9 protein-coding genes are annotated in these 19,440 nt (G+C 39.3%); 8 read left to right on the top strand and 1 reads right to left on the bottom strand.

The genetic code is table 11. The annotated features are described in order from the left end of the window. The first annotated feature begins 121 nt into the window (after positions 1-121). The 8 genes from dgt to ACIH2S_RS14770 all read left to right on the top strand — a co-directional run bounded on the left by dgt (position 122) and on the right by ACIH2S_RS14770 (position 18,652). Positions 122-1,654 (top strand): dGTPase, encoded by a 1,533-nt coding sequence (dgt, locus tag ACIH2S_RS14805; RefSeq protein WP_036952594.1) that lies wholly within the window; start codon positions 122-124, stop codon positions 1,652-1,654. Between the two features lie 204 nt (positions 1,655-1,858). After that, positions 1,859-3,190, top strand: a complete 1,332-nt coding sequence (rlmD, locus tag ACIH2S_RS14800; RefSeq protein WP_036952592.1) for a 23S rRNA (uracil(1939)-C(5))-methyltransferase RlmD — start codon at positions 1,859-1,861, stop codon at positions 3,188-3,190. Positions 3,191-3,206: 16 nt separating this feature from the next. Further along, the gene (relA, locus tag ACIH2S_RS14795; RefSeq protein WP_036952589.1) at positions 3,207-5,438 is read left to right on the top strand and encodes a GTP diphosphokinase; all 2,232 of its coding nucleotides are present in this window, start codon (positions 3,207-3,209) and stop codon (positions 5,436-5,438) included. A 276-nt stretch (positions 5,439-5,714) separates the two neighbouring features. Beyond that, positions 5,715-6,509, top strand: a complete 795-nt coding sequence (gene mazG / locus ACIH2S_RS14790; protein WP_108478335.1) for a nucleoside triphosphate pyrophosphohydrolase — start codon at positions 5,715-5,717, stop codon at positions 6,507-6,509. Positions 6,510-6,873: 364 nt separating this feature from the next. After that, positions 6,874-8,511: a glutamine hydrolyzing CTP synthase gene (gene pyrG / locus ACIH2S_RS14785; protein WP_036952584.1), complete on the top strand. Its 1,638-nt coding sequence runs from the start codon at positions 6,874-6,876 to the stop codon at positions 8,509-8,511. A 64-nt stretch (positions 8,512-8,575) separates the two neighbouring features. Beyond that, positions 8,576-9,877 (top strand): phosphopyruvate hydratase, encoded by a 1,302-nt coding sequence (gene eno / locus ACIH2S_RS14780; RefSeq protein ID WP_006659306.1) that lies wholly within the window; start codon positions 8,576-8,578, stop codon positions 9,875-9,877. Positions 9,878-10,085: 208 nt separating this feature from the next. Beyond that, a complete protein-coding gene (locus ACIH2S_RS14775) occupies positions 10,086-16,892 on the top strand; it encodes a TcdA/TcdB pore-forming domain-containing protein (RefSeq protein ID WP_430247647.1) in 6,807 nt (2,268 codons plus the stop codon). Between the two features lie 374 nt (positions 16,893-17,266). Beyond that, complete coding sequence (locus ACIH2S_RS14770; RefSeq protein WP_036952575.1) at positions 17,267-18,652, top strand: SLC13 family permease; 1,386 nt, start codon at positions 17,267-17,269, stop codon at positions 18,650-18,652. 131 nt (positions 18,653-18,783) lie between these two features. Here the strand turns inward: ACIH2S_RS14770 and ACIH2S_RS14765 are convergent, their stop codons facing one another. Then, on the bottom strand, positions 18,784-19,410 hold the full coding sequence (locus ACIH2S_RS14765; protein WP_036952573.1) for a hypothetical protein: 627 nt from the start codon (positions 19,408-19,410) through the stop codon (positions 18,784-18,786). Between the last annotated feature and the right edge of the window lie 30 nt (positions 19,411-19,440).

Here is a 19,440-nt window from a genome sequence, read left to right as displayed (position 1 = left end):
TCACTGTTGATTAATTAGACACTTATGTCGTAGATGGCTAAAGTGTAACATCGAAAGGTGGGTTTTCCTCTGCCTTTTCTTTGGAGATTCAGGAATAAAACGGTAAGGCATAGAGGCTAGCATGGCGGGAAAAAAGATTAATTTTGTTAAAAAACTGAGTTTCCAGCGTAACTATATGAGCAGTGCGAAAAATCAAAAAGTCTCACCCGATGATGAAGATGCCGTAAACCGTCTCTTTGAAAGTGACCGTGGGCGGATTATCAACTCCGCTGCGATTCGTCGTTTACAACAGAAAACCCAAGTTTTTCCCCTTGAACAAAACTCCGCCGTACGCAGCCGTTTAACCCATTCTCTTGAAGTCCAACAAGTTGGGCGCTACATCAGTAAAACGGTGTTGGGTGAGCTGAAAAAGAAAAAAATGCTTGATGAATATGGGTTAACGGACCGTTGTGATGCCTTTGAAAGCCTGGTGGAAATGGCGTGTTTGATGCACGATATTGGCAACCCGCCGTTTGGGCATTTCGGTGAAGCGGCTATTCAACGCTGGTTCAGTAAATTGTTATCGCCAGATTATCTCTTCACGCCAGAAACGACAGACCCTTGCAAAATTAAAGCGTTACAACTGACTGGTAATGAAAAACAGGATCTATTTCGTCGTCAGCTTAAGCGTGATTTATGCTCGTTTGAAGGGAACGCTCAAGGGCTGCGCATGGCGCATCGCCTGCTCAAGCTGAATTTAACCTACGCCCAAATTGGCTCTATTTTGAAATACACTCGCGGCGCTTATGACCTTGAGCCTATCCCGCCAGAATTTGATTATTTAATGAAAAAACCGGGCTATTACTGGTCTGAAGCGGATTTTGTCAGCGAGTTAAGTAAAAAATTGGAAATGGGTAAATATTGCCGTTTTCCGCTCTCTTATATCATGGAAGCTGCGGATGATATTTCTTACTGTATCGCGGATTTAGACGATGCAGCAGAAAAGGGCATTTATACCGTTGAGCAGCTAATTGAATACCTAAAAGCGGAGTGGGGCGAGGTAAAATCTGGGGATCTCTTCGACCAAACTATTTTGCGGGCATTCAATAATATCAGCGATAACCACACAAGGCGCATTCAGCAAGATCAGTTTTTTATGTATTTGCGTGTCAATATTACAGGAAAACTCGCCCATTACAGTGCTCAGCGCTTTATTCAAAACCTGCCTGAAATTTATCACGGCAGCTTTAACAGCGCGTTACTTGAGGATAAAAGCCAAGAGCATCGCCTCTTAAAAGCTTTAAAAACAGTGGCGTTTAAGCATGTGTTTAATCACCATGAAGTGGAAGAGTTAGAGCTACAAGGCTACCGAATTATTAGCGGGTTGTTAGATGTTTACAGCCCACTATTGATGATGGATAGAGAGGATTTTGCGGCATTAGTGGCACAAAATTACCATAAACACTTTTTTATCGAAACTCGCCTATTTCATAAGTTATCGAATAAACATCGACTCTCCTATAACGAAGCCTTGGAAAAAATTTCAGTCACCAGCGATGCGGATAAATCGATGCTAGAGTTTTATTATCGAGCCAGACTGCTCCAAGACTACATTAGCGGAATGACTGACCATTATGCTTATGAAGAGTATCGAAAATTTATGGTGACGAATTAACGCTGATAAAAAAAGTCAGTATATAGCGTGACAAAAAAACTAAGTGGTCACTAATTTTGGTAAAAAAATGCTATGATAGCCCGCTAATTTGTCTACCCAATTATCAGGCAGTCGCAGTGATAAAGTAAGCCGTTATAAAGTAATTATGGGCTTACCACCTGTGGCTTGAAATAGAATTTATTTAACTCCGTTTAGTGACTACTTATGGCCCAATTTTACTCGCCAAATCGCCGCACCACCCAACGCCGTCAAATCACGGTTCATGTCGATAGTTTAGATGCTGCTGGGCAAGGCGTAGCTCGTCATGATGGCAAAGCCATATTTATCACTGGTTTATTACCAGGGGAAGAGGCGCAAGTCGAACTGACGGAAGATAAACGTCATTTTGCCAAAGCCAAAGTCATTAAACGCCTTAGCACTAGCCCGCAACGAGTGAAACCCCGCTGCCGTTATTTTAATCAATGTGGTGGCTGCCAACAGCAGCATGTAGAGATTGGGCTTCAACGCGAAAGCAAGGCGCAGGCTTTACAACATTTAATGGGGCGGGAGACTGGCTCTGTACTGCCACCTATTTCGGTGATTGGCGGTGAAGAATATGGTTATCGCCGCCGCGCGCGTTTGGGGCTGCAATATCAAAATAAATCTAATCACTTAATGATGGGATTTCGCCAAACGCAAACCAACACGCTGGTGGACATTAAAAGTTGCTCAGTATTGCACGCAGAACTTGATGCACTGTTAGCGCCATTGTCCATCTGTTTAAATCAGCTATCGATTGCCAGCAAATTAGGGCATGTAGAGCTGATTCACGGGGATAACGGCAATCTTATCCTACTACGCCATTTAACCCCTGTTGACGCATCTGATAGAAAACACTTGCTAGAATTTGCCAAGTCTCATGGACTTAGTATTTGGTTAGCAGGGAATGAAGGTCAGTTAGTCCCGCTTGAGGCTGGCTCCATTTTACCTGAATATCAGGTGGCGGGTGAAACCTTACAATTTAGCCCTGCCAATTTTATTCAAGTGAATGGTGAAATTAACCAGCATATGGTGGCACAAGCCTTAGCATGGTTAGATCTAAGCCCAGAAGATAGGGTATTGGATCTTTTCTGTGGGATGGGTAACTTTACGCTGCCAATTGCCCGCTTAACAAAAATGGCGGTAGGCGTTGAAGGTGTTGAAAATTTAGTCAATCAAGCCAGAAATAACGCCCAGCGCAACTCAATTGAGAATGCGGCGTTCTATAATGAAAACTTGGAAGAACAGATTCACACTCAGCCGTGGGCGCAAGAAGGTTTCAATAAAGTGCTGCTAGATCCTGCTCGAGCAGGCGCCGCTGGTGTAATGGAACATTTAATTAAACTGATGCCAGAAAAAATTGTCTATGTTTCTTGTAATCCAACAACGTTAGCAAGAGACAGTAAAGTTTTGCTTGAAGGCGGGTATCAGTTATCTCAATTGCGGATGTTGGATATGTTTCCGCAAACTAGTCATCTGGAATCCATGGCGCTATTTGTTCGTAGCCCAGAGGTGTAACAGGTAGGGAGAATATATGGTTGCAGTAAGAAGTGCGCATTTAACCCCAGCAGGTGAATTTGCCCCCGAAAAATGGGTTAATGATTTGGGTTTGAATAATAAACAATCAGAAGAAAAACTCATCCATACCTGGCAGTATTGTCACGATAAATTATCGGGGCAGGATATTGCGCCTCTGCTACTGTGGCGCGGCATTGAAATGACCGAAATTCTATCCACGCTCAGCATGGATATTGGTAGCTTACAAGCTGCGTTGCTGTTCCCTTTAGTTGAAGAGGGAAAACTCGACGAACAATCCGTTATTGATGATTTCGGTCAATCCATTCATGCGCTGGTAAAAGGCGTGATTGAGATGGATGCCATCCGCGAACTTAAAGCTACTCAATCTAACGAAACCAGTTCCGTACAGGTGGATAACATCCGCCGTATGCTGTTGTCGATGGTAGAAGACTTCCGCTGCGTGGTCATTAAACTCGCCGAGCGTATCGCTCATTTACGTGAAGTCAAAGATGCCAGCGAAGATGAGCGCGTCTTAGCAGCGAAAGAGTGTTCCAACATTTATGCACCGTTGGCAAACCGCTTAGGGATCGGGCAATTAAAATGGGAATTAGAAGATTTCTGTTTCCGTTATTTGCACCCTGAGGAATACAAAAAAATTGCGAAATTGCTGCACGAGCGCCGTATTGATCGTGAAGAATACATCGACAATTTTGTTAGCACACTGCGCAAATATATGCTCAAAGAGCAAATTCAAGCTGAAGTGTATGGCCGACCAAAACACATTTACAGTATTTGGCGCAAAATGCAGAAGAAATCCTTAGCATTTGGCGAGTTATACGATGTGCGTGCGGTACGTATCGTGGTTGAACGCCTACAAGATTGCTATGCGGCACTGGGGATTGTGCATACTCATTTCCGTCATTTACCCGATGAGTTCGACGACTATGTAGCGAACCCAAAGCCAAATGGCTATCAGTCGATCCATACAGTGGTTTTAGGTCCAAATGGTAAAACACTAGAGATCCAAATCCGTACCCGCCAAATGCATGAAGATGCAGAGCTGGGCGTTGCTGCGCACTGGAAATATAAAGAAGGTGCAAGTGGCGTAGGTAAGGGCAGCAGCTACGAAAACCGCATTGCATGGCTGCGTAAACTCATCTCGTGGCAAGAAGAGATGGCAGATTCTGGTGAAATGCTGGATGAAGTACGTAGCCAAGTGTTTGATGACCGAGTGTATGTGTTTACGCCAAAAGGCGATGTGGTGGATTTACCAACAGGTTCAACGCCGCTCGATTTTGCTTACCATATTCACAGTGATGTCGGACACCGCTGTATTGGAGCGAAAATTGGTGGCCGTATCGTGCCATTTAGCTACCAATTGCAAATGGGCGATCAGATTGAAATTATCACCCAGAAGCACCCAAACCCGAGTCGCGACTGGCTCAATCCTAACCTCGGTTATGTGACAACCAGCCGTGGACGGGCGAAAATTCAAAACTGGTTCCGTAAACAAGACCGCGATAAAAATATTCTGGCGGGACGTCAAATTCTCGACAGCGAATTATCTCATCTAGATATTAGTTTACGAGACGCAGAAAAACAGTTGATTGCCCGCTATAACGTGCACTCACTGGATGAAGTGTTAGCGGGAATTGGCGGCGGTGATATTCGTATCAACCAATTGGTTAACTTCCTACAAGCTAAGTTTAATAAAGCGACGGCAGAGGAAGAAGATCGCGCTGCGATGAAGTCGCTGGAGAATAAATCCGGTGTCCCAAGAGCACCATCCCACGGTAGTGGGCGTGTGGTGGTCGAAGGGGTCGGCAACTTGATGCACCATATTGCTCGTTGCTGCCAACCAATTCCGGGTGATGAAATCGTCGGCTTTATTACCAAAGGTCGTGGAATTTCGATTCACAGTGCGGATTGTGAACAGCTTGCCGAGCTGCAAAGCCACGCGCCAGAGCGTGTAATTGATGCAGTTTGGGGTGAAAACTACTCGAGTGGTTACTCGTTGGTGGTAAGAGTGATAGCCAATGACCGCAGTGGATTGCTGCGCGACATTACGACAATCCTCGCGAACGAAAAAGTCAACGTGCTAGGGGTAAGCAGCCGCAGCGATGTGAAGCAGCAGCTCGCCACTATCGATATGACCATCGAGCTGTATAATATCGAGGTGTTGGGAAGGGTGCTTTCGAAACTGAATCAGTTGCCGGATGTTATCGAGGCGAAACGCCACTCTTCCTAATTTTCTTCATATTTTGGCGCGCAGCGTTGTTGGCTGCGCGCGCTCGCCCTAGTCACATACTTATGTATGCTCCTAGGGTCTTGCTTACTTGCCGCCTAGCTGCACATCCAAACTATTTTGAAAATCTACTTTCGGTATATTTGGGTATGATCTTGAAAAGAGTTTTTTCGTTGTTTAGTTAATAAAAATCTGAAAATTTAGCGTATTCAATTCAATTTGGTTAAGGTATAACCCTCATTAAAACACCATGTAATTATTTTTTGATAAGGGTTAAATATGCAGCAGGGCAATAAACAAATTGAACGGTTACTCACTATTATGGCGCGTTTGCGAGACCCGCAAAATGGCTGTCCGTGGGATACGCAACAGACATTTAAAACCATTGCCCCTTATACCCTTGAAGAAACCTATGAAGTTCTAGACGCCATTGAACGAGAAGATTTTACCGACTTAAAAGGCGAGTTGGGGGATCTTCTCTTTCAAGTGGTGTTCTACGCGCAAATGGCACAAGAGCAAAATCTATTTGATTTTGATGATATTTGCCAAGCTGTCAGCGACAAACTTGAACGCCGCCATCCTCATATTTTCGACGAAAACAACCAACTCAGCAGCCAAGAAGCCATTGCAGGTTGGGAGCATCGTAAAGCCAAAGAGCGAGCAGAGAAAGACCAATACTCAGTGTTGGATGATATCCCGAATGCACTTCCTGCCTTAATGAAAGCCTATAAAATTCAAAAACGTTGTGCCTCAGTAGGCTTTGATTGGGATACACTGGGTCCTGTGGCTGGTAAAGTCACCGAAGAGCTAGCGGAAGTGATGGAAGAAGCCACTCAAGCAGTAGTGGATGAACAGCATCTTGAAGAAGAAATTGGTGATTTACTGTTTGCGACAGTGAATTTATCCCGCCATTTAGGGCACAAACCTGAGCTTGCCTTACAAAAAGCGTGCAGTAAGTTTGAACGCCGTTTTCGTGAAATCGAAAGACGATTAGCAAAAACTGGCAAATCGACAGAAACTGCTACACTTGATGAGATGGAAGCATTGTGGGTGTCTATCAAATTAAATGAATAACCCAATTCAGACAGCTAAATTTTGCAAAGAATGCTCGTCGATAATGATAGTCACGGATTGAAATAGTTATTCAAAATCAAACAATCGGCAAAATGATGTTTTTTCAGTGATAGATTAAGCTGAAAGGATTTAGCATTTACACAAAAATGTGTTAATCTTGCAAAACAGTTGAATAGCACCCTAGAAAGTGACTATTTATCAAACGATAAATATTTTTATTTTTAACTTGCTGATTTATTTAAGGTATTAATGAAAACTAGCCTTATTGCGCTTAGAACATTTGTAGGAGATTTAAGGTTCGGGTATACTGTTTTCCCGTCCTGTTATATCCATCATCTTTTAAACCTAAACGTTCAGGTTCAGCATGAAAACTAATTATATTTTTGTGACCGGCGGGGTCGTATCCTCTCTGGGTAAAGGCATTGCCGCAGCCTCCTTGGCGGCTATACTCGAAGCCCGTGGACTCAATGTGACCATTATGAAACTGGATCCCTACATTAACGTAGATCCAGGCACAATGAGCCCAACCCAACACGGGGAAGTTTTCGTTACAGAAGACGGCGCTGAAACTGACTTGGATTTAGGTCATTATGAGCGTTTTATTCGTACCAAAATGACACGTCGCAACAACTTTACGACTGGACGTGTTTATTCTGAAGTCCTGCGCAAAGAGCGTCGTGGCGACTACTTAGGCGCGACCATCCAAGTTATTCCTCATATCACTAATGAAATCAAAGATCGCATCATCCGTGGTGGTGAAGGTCATGACGTTGTATTAGTCGAAATCGGCGGTACAGTCGGTGATATCGAGTCTCTGCCATTCCTAGAAGCTATTCGTCAAATGGCTGCGGAAGTGGGCCGTGAGCGCACACTGTATATGCACTTAACCTTGGTGCCATACTTAGCGGCTGCGGGCGAAGTGAAAACAAAACCAACACAGCACTCTGTGAAAGAGCTACTGTCAATTGGTATTCAGCCAGATGTGCTGATCTGTCGTTCAGATCGCGTCATTCCTGCGAATGAGCGCGCGAAGATTGCCCTATTCTGTAATGTTCCAGAAAAAGCGGTTATCTCTCTGAAAGACGCAGATTCAATCTATAAAATCCCTGGCATGCTGAAGGCGCAAGGTTTAGATGAATACATCTGTAATCGCTTCCGTCTTGACTGCAAAGAAGCTGATTTATCTGAGTGGGAACAAGTTATTTACGAAGAAGCCAATCCAGCAGGTGAAGTTACCATTGGTATGGTGGGTAAATATGTAGAATTACCAGATGCATACAAATCAGTTATCGAAGCACTGAAACATGCGGGTCTGAAAAATCGCTTAACAGTGAATATTAAGCTGATTGATTCTCAAGATATCGAAACCCGTGGCGTTGAGTTACTCAAAGGTCTGGATGCGATTTTAGTTCCTGGCGGTTTTGGTTCTCGTGGTATTGAAGGCAAAATTCTGACGGCACAATATGCCCGTGAGAATAAAATTCCTTATTTAGGTATTTGTCTGGGAATGCAAGTCGCTCTCATTGAATTTGCACGTAATGTTGCGAATATGAAAGACGCGAACTCCACTGAGTTTGATGCAGATTGCAAATTCCCAGTTGTTGCGCTGATTACTGAATGGCGTGATGAAGATGGCAACGTTGAAGTGCGTTCTGAAGAGAGCGACCTTGGCGGTACAATGCGTGTTGGTGGTCAGCAATGTCATTTAACCGATGGCAGTTTAGTACGCGGTATGTATGGCGCAGAAACAATTGTTGAACGTCACCGTCACCGTTACGAAGTGAATAATCTGCTGTTGAAACGTATCGAAGATGCGGGTCTGAACATTGCAGGTCGTTCCGTGGATAATAAACTGGTTGAAATCATTGAAAATCCAAACCACCCATGGTTTGTGGCTTGCCAGTTCCACCCTGAATTCACTTCGACCCCAAGAGATGGTCATCCGTTGTTTGCAGGTTTTGTTAAAGCCGCTGGTAAGTACCAGAAAGGTGAGTTGAAATAAGATACGGGGAAGTCGGCAATTTTCGCCAACTTCCCGAAATTTAACTTGTACTGAGGAAAACCTAATGTCCAAAATTGTTAAAGTGATCGGTCGTGAAATCATTGATTCTCGTGGTAACCCAACTGTTGAAGCTGAAGTACATTTAGAAGGTGGTTTTGTTGGTTTAGCTGCGGCTCCATCAGGCGCATCTACAGGTTCTCGTGAAGCACTGGAACTGCGTGATGGTGATAAATCACGTTTTCTGGGTAAAGGTGTTCTGAAAGCTGTTGCCGCTGTTAACGGTCCAATCGCTCAAGCAGTTATCGGTAAAGATGCTAAAGATCAAGCAAATATCGATAAAATCATGATTGACTTAGATGGTACTGAAAACAAATCTAAATTCGGTGCAAACGCAATTCTGGCAGTTTCTTTAGCAAACGCAAAAGCAGCAGCTGCGGCAAAAGGTATGCCTCTGTATGAGCATATTTCTGATCTGAATGGTACTCACGGTCAATACTCTATGCCTCTGCCAATGATGAACATCATCAATGGTGGTGAGCACGCAGATAACAACGTTGATATCCAAGAATTCATGATCCAACCTGTTGGCGCACCGACTCTGAAAGAAGCGGTACGTATGGGTTCTGAAATTTTCCATCACTTAGCAAAAGTACTGAAATCTAAAGGTATGAATACGGCTGTTGGTGATGAAGGTGGTTATGCACCTAACTTAGAATCTAACGCTGCTGCACTGGCTGCTATTAAAGAAGCGGTTGAGCAAGCGGGTTATGTTCTGGGTAAAGATGTGACTCTGGCGATGGACTGCGCAGCTTCTGAGTTCTACAACAAAGAAACTGGCAACTATGAACTGAAAGGCGAAGGTAAAACCTTCACTTCACAAGAGTTCACTCATTACTTAGAAGAACTGACTAAACAATACCCAATCGTTTCTATCGAAGATGGTTTAAACGAATCTGACTGGGATGGTTTCGCATACCAAACTAAAGTTCTTGGTGACAAAATCCAATTAGTTGGTGACGATTTATTCGTAACTAACACTAAGATCTTAAAAGAAGGTATCGAGAAAGGCATCGCTAACTCAATCCTGATCAAATTCAACCAAATTGGTTCTCTGACTGAAACATTAGCTGCGATTAAAATGGCGAAAGATGCTGGCTATACTGCCGTTATCTCTCACCGTTCAGGTGAAACTGAAGACGCAACTATTGCTGATTTGGCGGTTGGTACTGCTGCAGGTCAAATCAAAACCGGTTCTATGAGCCGTTCTGACCGTGTTGCTAAGTATAACCAACTGATCCGTATCGAAGAAGCTCTGGGTAACAGCGCACCATTCAACGGCCTGAAAGAAGTTAAAGGTCAAGCGTAATTTATATTCGCTTAGATTAAATTGAGAAAAGGGACGAGAAATCGTCCCTTTTTTTTATTTAAAAAAAATGCTTTTGAAAGTATTTAAAATCTATAAATAATACAGATTAACTCTATTTAGTCATTTTGAAAGTTTGTGTTAGTAATAGGATAACAATCTAATAGGATTGTTGTATTAACTAATATGAATACTAAATAGGGATATAATTATGCCGACAAATAGTCGTAATTCATTGTTAACTGAAACAAAACATCTTTATCAATATGCCAATAGTAATACGGCTATTAAGAAATTAGTGATGGAGATAAAGACAGAATATAAAAATAATGGATCTTGGAGTTCATCTTCAGTTAAAAAACTAAAAATAATAGAATCAAATCTTTCAAATTTTATATATAAAAAATACAGTTCAAATAAGCCTATAGATGCAAGCAGCTTAACTAGTGAAGAGCAAAAAGAATATTTGGATAAGTTTAAATTATTAGCTGAAAATAATCCAAATATTGAAATTAGAATTCAAGGAAAAAATGAAGACTATTTTAGTCACTTATCGGATAGTGATCTCTTAGATGGTGATGCTTATCGTCTTTTACCCAAGGACTTCAATGGGCGATATAAAAATAATTCGATGTTAATGTCACGATTAACAATTAATGTGAAAAAAGAGCATTACTTTTCATTAGCTGAAGCACTAGTCTATTTGTATGAACGAGATCCTCATAATAAAATTATGCAGTCAAAGATTATGGGACCTAAAAAATTAGGTAACTTAACAGATCAAGCTGTTATTTATTTTCCCAATGCAAATTTACAAGATGCAATTGAGATTGCGAATGAATTAAAGGAACTATTACCTGAAGATGCATTTGTTGAACATGTACCTATAGGGATGCACCGTATTGATAAGGGAATCTCTTATTCTGAAACCTTGAAAAATCAATCGAGCAGCCATGGAGAAGTAAGAGCAGAGATAATGGCTAAAGCTGTGTCCGAGTCATTATTAACAGGGACGCCTGTAGAGGAGTGTCTTGACCATCAGCTAAGTATCTATGGTTATTCAGTTGAAAATCCAGCATTGATCTCTCAATCCGTTCGCGAGGCTAGTCATGATATTAGTTTAGCTGGCAGCAATCATGGGGTAGAGGTATTACCCAGTAAAGATATTAATATTTTTAAACAGGATCCTATAAATTTTTCTCAGCAGTATATATTGAATGCGAAAGAATTGAATACAATTTTACAGTTACCATCGGAAGGCAAAGTTATTTTTAATAAAAAGATTGGTCACGGTTATTTTATTGAGTATGTAGATGATAGTTATAGAAATGATGACTTTAATTCTATTGATTGCTATTTTTTAGAATCAAAAATGAGAAGTAAAGATAGTAAACAAGTTGAATATGTAGATATCCCTAAAAAAAATTCGGAAATACAATTTTTATTTACAGGGCAATTGCGTGGTGGTTCTATTATTGTTACAGAATTGAATAGTGAAACATATCGAGTATATAGGGATAATCGAAGTGATGCATCTTTATTATATGATAATGTCGTGATGGCTATTGATGAGCGAGATTACAATATTAAAGAACATAATATTACTAAAGCTAGCGTATTTATGCATTATAATGATGGAGAGTGGAGCCTTATTTTTCAGCCGCAAAGAAACGATAGTTCATTAAATCCAGAAAGTAATATGGTTATAAGGCAAAAGCCTGGAGATTACTCAAGAAAGCAAAGAATGCATGATTTTTATATTTATAGAAATAAAATACATCAAGAACTGAAAGATTTGGCTAGTAATCTAAATATTACATTTAGTGATATACCTGAAAGTGAAGATATGTTGCAAGAGCCATTAGAGCAAAGTGCATCAGTAAACACTTGGTTGGATATAGGTGAGTGTGTAAAATTAAAATTAGATATCCAAAATAATAAGCTAAATGAAAAATGTAAATTCTTAGAATTTGAACTTTCCAATACAACCGATAGCAATAAAAGACAGTATCTAGAAAGTATTATTAAAACGAATAAAACGATTGTTTCATTGAATAAAAGAAAATACGGGAATTTACTTTATGCTTTACGAGAGGTGGAACGGAGTTGGATATGGATCAGTACTAAAGAAAAACATGGGGCAGATGCTGTTATTCAAACAATTGATTATGATGAAAATATAGAAGTAAATGCCAGCTCCGAATACCACCTTACTATTAATGAACGCTATGAAAATTTAATTTATTTACATAAGTTAACTCGAAACCTACGATTTAAAAATGAATTTAATCTAGGTGTTGAAAATTATAAAGAGATTAATATTCCTGGTTTTGATGTATCAATGAATTCAAATAAATTAAAGAAATTGTATGTTACTGGAGAATATACAGCAAAAGAAAGAGGTGCACTATATCGCCAAATTCAAGATGTAAGTTATTCTGAATATATTTCAAAGGTTTTAAATCAAACAGGGAAGATTAGTGAGTTATTTTCTTCTTTAGGCAGCAAAACAAATCGGTTAATACCACAAGATTTTTATTTATCATTAATAAGAAGTGATTCAGGTGGTCGCTGTTACCCTTTAGTGAGAACGATGTCTGTAGCATTAGCTCTTAATGGACATACAGGTGCTGATAGATTTATTGATAAGCTATATATGGCAGCGGCAGCGCCTGAAAGTAAGGATGCGCTATTATTACAATCGTCACTCAAAAATCTTCATTCCAATGTTAGTGCGGTTGAATCCTCCTTTTCTCATGGCGTGATGGAATTGAAGAAAATACAGACATTACTAGATATCAATGAAGAAACAAAAATGTTTGCAATGAACAGTAAAAGCCATTCGATGCTAGTTGGGAAGGTTGTAGAAAATGGGAAAAGTACATATTATTTTTACGATCCTAATTTTGGTTTATTTTCCTTCAAAAATAGTAAACGATTATTTGCAGCCTTAAAGATTTTTTTTATTGATAAGAAAATGGTAAGTTATTATAGCGCTTTTGAGCGTAATAATAATCCTGCATTTGAGTTAGTCTTTATTGATGTCGGTCGTATGAAAGATGTTCCTATCGGTAATCATTTGACTGTAAATGACTTAGTTTCATCTGAAGAATTATCAATAAAGTCATTAAGAGAAAAGGAAATCGAGGATTTATTCCATCAACAAAATGAAATTACCCATGACACTCAATTGAAAACATCCTTAGTGATTTTAGATGCGGAGCAATGGGCTGAAAATATCGATCAATCGCTAACAATATTAACAACAGAAAATAAATTGGATGAAAACTGGATACCATTATTTTCGTCAGTAGAGTCATTGGGTAATGAAAATTACAAAATTCAGTTCGTTAATATTAAGGACTCAAAGTTAACTTGTTGGGTTGAAACTAAAGATAGTGTTTTTATGCGATTTCAGCGCCATTCCTTAGAACAAATGGGAATCTTCAGACAATATTACACATTTGAAGAAAACCATCTACGTGAAAAGTTTGGTGAAGCAAGTTCTTCATCATTTGATGGATTAAATGCAGGTATTGCAATCCAATCAATAATTCAATGGGCAGAAGAAAAGAATCATAATAATGTATCAAAAGGAAAAATATCATCAAATTTATATTTAGCATTAAAAATTCATAGCTATGTTAATTACTCAATGATGGCACATGGTGCAATGAATGACATAGTAAAAATCAATGATATTGTTAAATTAGAGCTAGCCCAAGAAAATGAAATAGCAGGGAAAGGAATGAATTTTTTCTTTTCATCAATGACAAAAACAGCGAATGAAGGAATGACAGTTATTTTTAGTGGGGCCTTAGTTGGTTTTGATGCTTATGAATTATCAAATGCGGAAAATGATCCTGAACGTATTATATTTGGCACTCAACTTGCTTTTGACTCTGCTAGTTTTGCAGCAGGCTCTGGAGGAATAGGATTAGGTATTGCTGGATGTACAGGGGCCGCAAGTGCTTTAGGGAGCGCTAGTGTTCTTGTGGCAGGGTTAGGTATCGGATTTGTTGGATTAGCACGTAATTTTGCAATCATTGGTGAGGATGCAAAGGCAGTTGGACGCTATTTTTACACACTAGATGAAGCTTATAAAGGTAATGGTTTTGATTATATTTCAGATAAAAATATGCTCATTCCAAAATTTGGTGCGGTATTTAGTACTATCTCTCTTAGAGATAGTAAAATTGAATTTGATAGTCAGTATATATATCGTACAAAACCGAATTCAGCAGGAGGTGGACGGAAAAATTATATCTTTTGGGCTGGTAATTTTCCCTCGATGCTATTGGATAAATCTAAAGCCATAAATATTCGTCAAGGAATTGGTTATGAAAACAAAGAGCGTGATATTGATTTTCAACATGTGGACACAATAATCCTTCCAGTTATACCTAAGTCTTATATAAAATACAGTTATAACTTATGGCCCGGTTGTACATCGCGTAATGATAGTGGCTTTAATGTTATTAGGCGTTTAGAGAAAAAAGATAACTTTGATTATGACTTTTACATATTCCCAAGTGAAAATACGATTACCCAAATTTTTCATGAATATGTAGATACATCTATAAATATTGTTCTTGATAAAAAGGACCGTAATTTAGTTATACCTCAATTAGCATCGGAATGGTATGGAAAGATTGAGTATCATATACAAGGCTATGGCGGTACATATAAATTAACGTTGAATAAAGGTGTCAAAATTAAGCTAACTGATGATTCATCTAATAATCAACATTCTAAGTGGATTATTGATATTAGTCAGTTAGGAAGTAATTATGTTGAGATAAAAAATGGTCAGTTGATAGTAGATGGAATCATTATTGATGTCGATTCCAGTAGTATTCAAGGAATGATACTATTTATTGATAAAAATAATGAAATACAAAAAGTTACTTTCTCATCACAACAAATGAGTATCCTTAGTGAAGATGAAAAAAAATGGAAAGAGGGGCCACAAGGTTTAACTCAACATTTACAACATTACGCTGAACAGAATCAAAATCATGGGCAATATGTTGTGATAGAAAATCATCAATATAATAATGAAAATGTTGGGCGGGCGTTCTATGAAGTCAGTTCTCAGCGCTATATTTTTATTAGTAGTACGAATGAAAATAAACAAAATGCAGTTTTTAGCACAACTGTTGGTCAAAATGCTTATTTTTACTTGCCGGAACAGAAAAAGATATGGGAAGTTGATATTGCTACAGGTGTGATTAATGCTGAATACCAATTAGAAAATAAAAATAATCGGAATTTTGAAATACTACAATTATGGAAAGGTGATGGACATATTTATTTTTCGTGCCGTTATTCTGATACTTATGAAGTTGCCAATTTTCAGCTTAAGGAAAATCAAGTCGAATTATTGGGTTTAAATGCAGATTCAAGATTATTAATGCGTCTTGCAGAAACGCAGACTCAATCTTCATCACAATCCCCTCACTCATTTCTACAGAGTTATATGCTTAGCAGTACCTATAAATTACATGGTCAACAAGTACAACATATGGATGCGATTTTAGGTCAAACAGTTACTATCTCAGGCGTCGATGGCAATCAAGCATTGCACCGCTATTGGTTGAGAAAAACGGATGGTTTACTTATCAAACCTAATTTATCCCCTTCTTTAGGCTATGGAGAAACACCGACAAATATTCGATTACACCAAAGTCATTGGCCTATTCCATCTGACCTCACATTAGTTGGTAGTTTGTTCGATAAACAAGGTACTGAGATTTTCTATTTTTATAGCAAGAAGAATAAGGAAGTTTATCGCCAAGAAGGGCCAGGACAAGATGTACTTAATGTGATTAAACCGACCGCATGGTTCTTAAATACCCCTTTTAGTTTACAAAATGTGGTGTTCTTACAGGGGAAAATTTTTATGTCTGATGCGGATGGAATTGTCAGCCGGATTGATGCAGAAGGGAAATTCCATGTGGTTGCAATCAATGAAACTTGGTTTAATCAACGAGCGGAATGGTGGAAAGCATTAGGTGATTACTACTGCTGTCAGCCTATTATGTTAATTGGATTACAGGATTCGACAGGTCAAGACTCCTTTCCCGGTTGGTTTGTTAATGTTGAAATTGTGATAGCACACGAATTATCACTGAAAAATGAGATTAAATTTTTGGGTTTTGATGAACAGAAATCAAGTGCTTTACTTTTCGATTCTACGACAAAAAAATTGTATAGGCAGCCTGTGGTGAGTGAACGCCAATTACGATTGGCGTTTGCGCAAGGCTCAACACTTTTAAAGCATGAGGATCTACCTTCTGCTGAGGATATTTATCCCAATTTGCAATTTTCAAATATTAAACAGATTGGTCACGGGCTATTACTTTCAGCGGTGAGCGGTGAGATTATCTATATCGATATACTAGAAAATAATGGAATGCATATAGGTTCTTCGCTAGTCATACGTGGTGGAAGAGAGAATGATGTATTGTCTCCATCGACCATTAAGAATGTCAAAAATATCGTATTAAGCGCAGGTGAGGGTGAGGACACTTACTGGATTTCACAAGAAGTTTGGCAGCACTATCATGGAATTATCATTGATAATAATTCACATGACTTAAAGTTGGATACATTGATATTACCCATTGAAAACATAGATGAGCTACTCGTGAATCAACATGGGGATGATTTATTGATTACGGATGTTAGCCAAAATACTGTACTGGTTTTACGTCAGGTTTTTGGGGATCAGAAAGCGTCTCATCAACATTTGCAATTACGTTTTATTAACCAGCCAAATAGTATTCCTCTTGAGGAATTTATGAGTCAGCATCTGCTCATAATGACTGACGACTTGGTAGAAACAAACATTAGCATACCAAACTACAGTGATATAGAGAGTGACGTGGATATATCACTATTGTCAGGGTACACATCCAGTCTTGAACAAAAAGAATCTTTAGGGGTATCAGGAATGCAGACTGAGCAGCTGCCTCAAAAGAGACTATATTATAGCCTGTTAAATTCCCCTTCCTAAGATAACAAAGAAAAATGTAAGCCAGTCTAAGTTACACAATTAGCTGGCTTACAGTTCACAAAATGAATATAGGACGATTTATCTGAACTATCAAATTGTTATATATTTTTAAAGAGAATAATTTATAGAAGGGAAGGTAGTGAGTTATGCTTGCCTATACCTTGTTTTCGGTAATTAAATTGCGATTTTTGTGAATCGCTAGCGAGATTTTTAAGATTTTAGCTATAAAGCAAATAAATTGCGCGGCTCAGATCGCAGTTTTAGGTTATCTACATTTCCATCTCATTAAATTAACTCTATATTTTACCTCCTGTAAAAAATGATTAACAAAAATTACTTGAAAACTTAAATTGCTTCCGAGCTATGGAGTAAACATGGATGCTTCTGAATCTTTGACACCAGCAGTTCCTCCAACCCCTTCTAATAAGCGTGGTTGGATAATTTTAGCTGTTGATGTTGTATTACTGATTTTACTGTTGAAATATTTGCCTTTTGATGACAAAGCAAACGCTGGGCTGGCCTTAATGGTTTTTGTCGGTGTGCTTTGGCTGACAGAGGCTATTCACGTGACCATTACCGCACTTTGTATCCCATTATTGGCAGTAGGTCTCGGATTAATGGGAACAGGGGATGCTTTAAAAGCATTCGCAAACCCAATTATCTTCTTATTCTTTGGTGGATTTGCACTAGCAACTGCATTGCATATTCAAGGTCTTGACCGCCTGATTGCTAACCGCCTGCTGATGGCAGCACGTGGACGCTTATCTGTTGCAGTGATTTTGTTGTTCGGGGTGACCGCAGGGTTATCGATGTGGATCAGTAATACGGCAACTGCCGCAATGATGTTACCACTGGTTTTAGGTATTCTTTCTAACCTTGATGTTCGCCATGAGCGCAATACGTTTGTATTCGTATTATTGGGTGTGGCTTATAGTGCCAGTATTGGTGGCTTAGGAACCATCGTAGGTAGCCCACCGAACGCAATTGCAGCTTCTGCTCTTGGCTTAGATTTCCTATCATGGATGAAATACGGTATTCCAATCATGGTAGTTTTACTGCCAATGATGTTTGTTTTGATGTATATGATGCTGCGTCCAAACTTAAAACACCGTTTTGAAATTGAATTAGAAAAAGTTGAATGGAATGGCAAGCGTATTACTGCGATGAGTATCTTCTTATTGGCAGTTGTTTGCTGGATCACTAGTACATTTATTAGTGATGCTCTTGGTGGTGTGAAAGATTTAGATACCATCATTGCATTGAGCGCGGCAGTATTAATCGGTATTACGGGGGTGGCGAGTTGGTCACAAATCCAGAAAAATACCGAGTGGGGCGTATTGATGCTGTTTGGTGGTGGCTTGACACTGAGCGCGATTTTAAGCTCATCTGGTGCAAGTAAAATCATGGCAGATTGGATGCAAATGACATTTGGTGAAAGTCATTGGTTTGTAATCATTCTTGCGGTGACGACTTTTATTATCATCCTGACGGAATTTACCAGTAATACAGCCAGTGCGGCGCTGTTGGTTCCAATCTTTGCAACGGTTGCGGAAGCATTAGGTATGCCTGTTATGGCGTTAACCATGATTATCGGTATCGGTGCATCTTGTGCCTTTATGTTACCTGTCGCGACACCACCGAATGCGATTGTATTTGGTTCGGGTTATATTCGACAAATTGAAATGGTACGTGTAGGTGCTGTATTGAACGTGGCATGTATCATTGTCATCTCTTTATTTGCTTGGTTCTTCTGGCTGTAATAGCCCCCGGAAAATTCAACAAAATAGACGTTGTTAATAAAGCGCAATACCGTAAATAGCAACGTAATAATAGTACGGCCTCAGAGAATGAGGCCGTTTTTATTTTCTGATGCTGTTGATATGACATGCATCTATTGATTCTTCCCTAGCTGAAAGTCTCCTGTTCTGAATATTGAAATCTCACTATTTCCACGTAGTAAGGAATTTCTAGTTTGAGTGAATCCTTTAATATCAATTATATTTTGCGGGCAAAGAAGACATGCTTTGCATAATGTTTGATGGCTTTCAAGAGGGCGGATATTACCGAAAATCGTGACGTCCTTGTCTGTCACAAGATGGTGTGCTTGTTGATGAAAAGTCTCGATTTTCATATAACGAGCTGCACTCAAAATACCGTCATGAAGGGGAGTGAATAGAGTGTTTGATGGATTGAAGTTGTGTTGTTTCGAAGAAGTGATAAAAGGGGTGTTTTGATGACTGAAGCGATTAGCAAACAAGACAGGTTTTGCTAATTGAAAAGATGAGGATAATGAAGATTGGCTAGATGAACTTGAATTAACTAGCTTTATGACTCGTTGTTTTGGAAAGTGGTTCTCCATTTTGGGTATTTTCGCCCACATCATCTTGGCGATTTGAATGGTCAAACTCCGCTGACCATGATTCTCATTACTCAAGAAAAAATTATGCTCAATGACTATTGTTGAAAGAATGTTCCAACTGAGCAGAAAGGGGTTCGTTAGCATTATTGTGTGAATCATCTGTTATAAGTTCCTTGCTATTAAATGTCC

The organism is Providencia lanzhouensis (genome assembly GCF_050469745.1).
GTDB lineage: Bacteria > Pseudomonadota > Gammaproteobacteria > Enterobacterales > Enterobacteriaceae > Providencia > Providencia lanzhouensis.
Note: the sequence above shows the minus strand (reverse complement) of the source record. Positions and strands in the feature narration are given on the sequence as shown.

Coding starts and splice junctions, on each gene's coding strand:
- dgt (WP_036952594.1), top strand. CDS start 122: ATGGCGGGAAAAAAGATTAATTTTGTTAAAAAACTGAGTTTCCAGCGT.
- rlmD (WP_036952592.1), top strand. CDS start 1,859: ATGGCCCAATTTTACTCGCCAAATCGCCGCACCACCCAACGCCGTCAA.
- relA (WP_036952589.1), top strand. CDS start 3,207: ATGGTTGCAGTAAGAAGTGCGCATTTAACCCCAGCAGGTGAATTTGCC.
- mazG (WP_108478335.1), top strand. CDS start 5,715: ATGCAGCAGGGCAATAAACAAATTGAACGGTTACTCACTATTATGGCG.
- pyrG (WP_036952584.1), top strand. CDS start 6,874: ATGAAAACTAATTATATTTTTGTGACCGGCGGGGTCGTATCCTCTCTG.
- eno (WP_006659306.1), top strand. CDS start 8,576: ATGTCCAAAATTGTTAAAGTGATCGGTCGTGAAATCATTGATTCTCGT.
- ACIH2S_RS14775 (WP_430247647.1), top strand. CDS start 10,086: ATGCCGACAAATAGTCGTAATTCATTGTTAACTGAAACAAAACATCTT.
- ACIH2S_RS14770 (WP_036952575.1), top strand. CDS start 17,267: ATGGATGCTTCTGAATCTTTGACACCAGCAGTTCCTCCAACCCCTTCT.
- ACIH2S_RS14765 (WP_036952573.1), bottom strand. CDS start 19,410: ATGATTCACACAATAATGCTAACGAACCCCTTTCTGCTCAGTTGGAAC.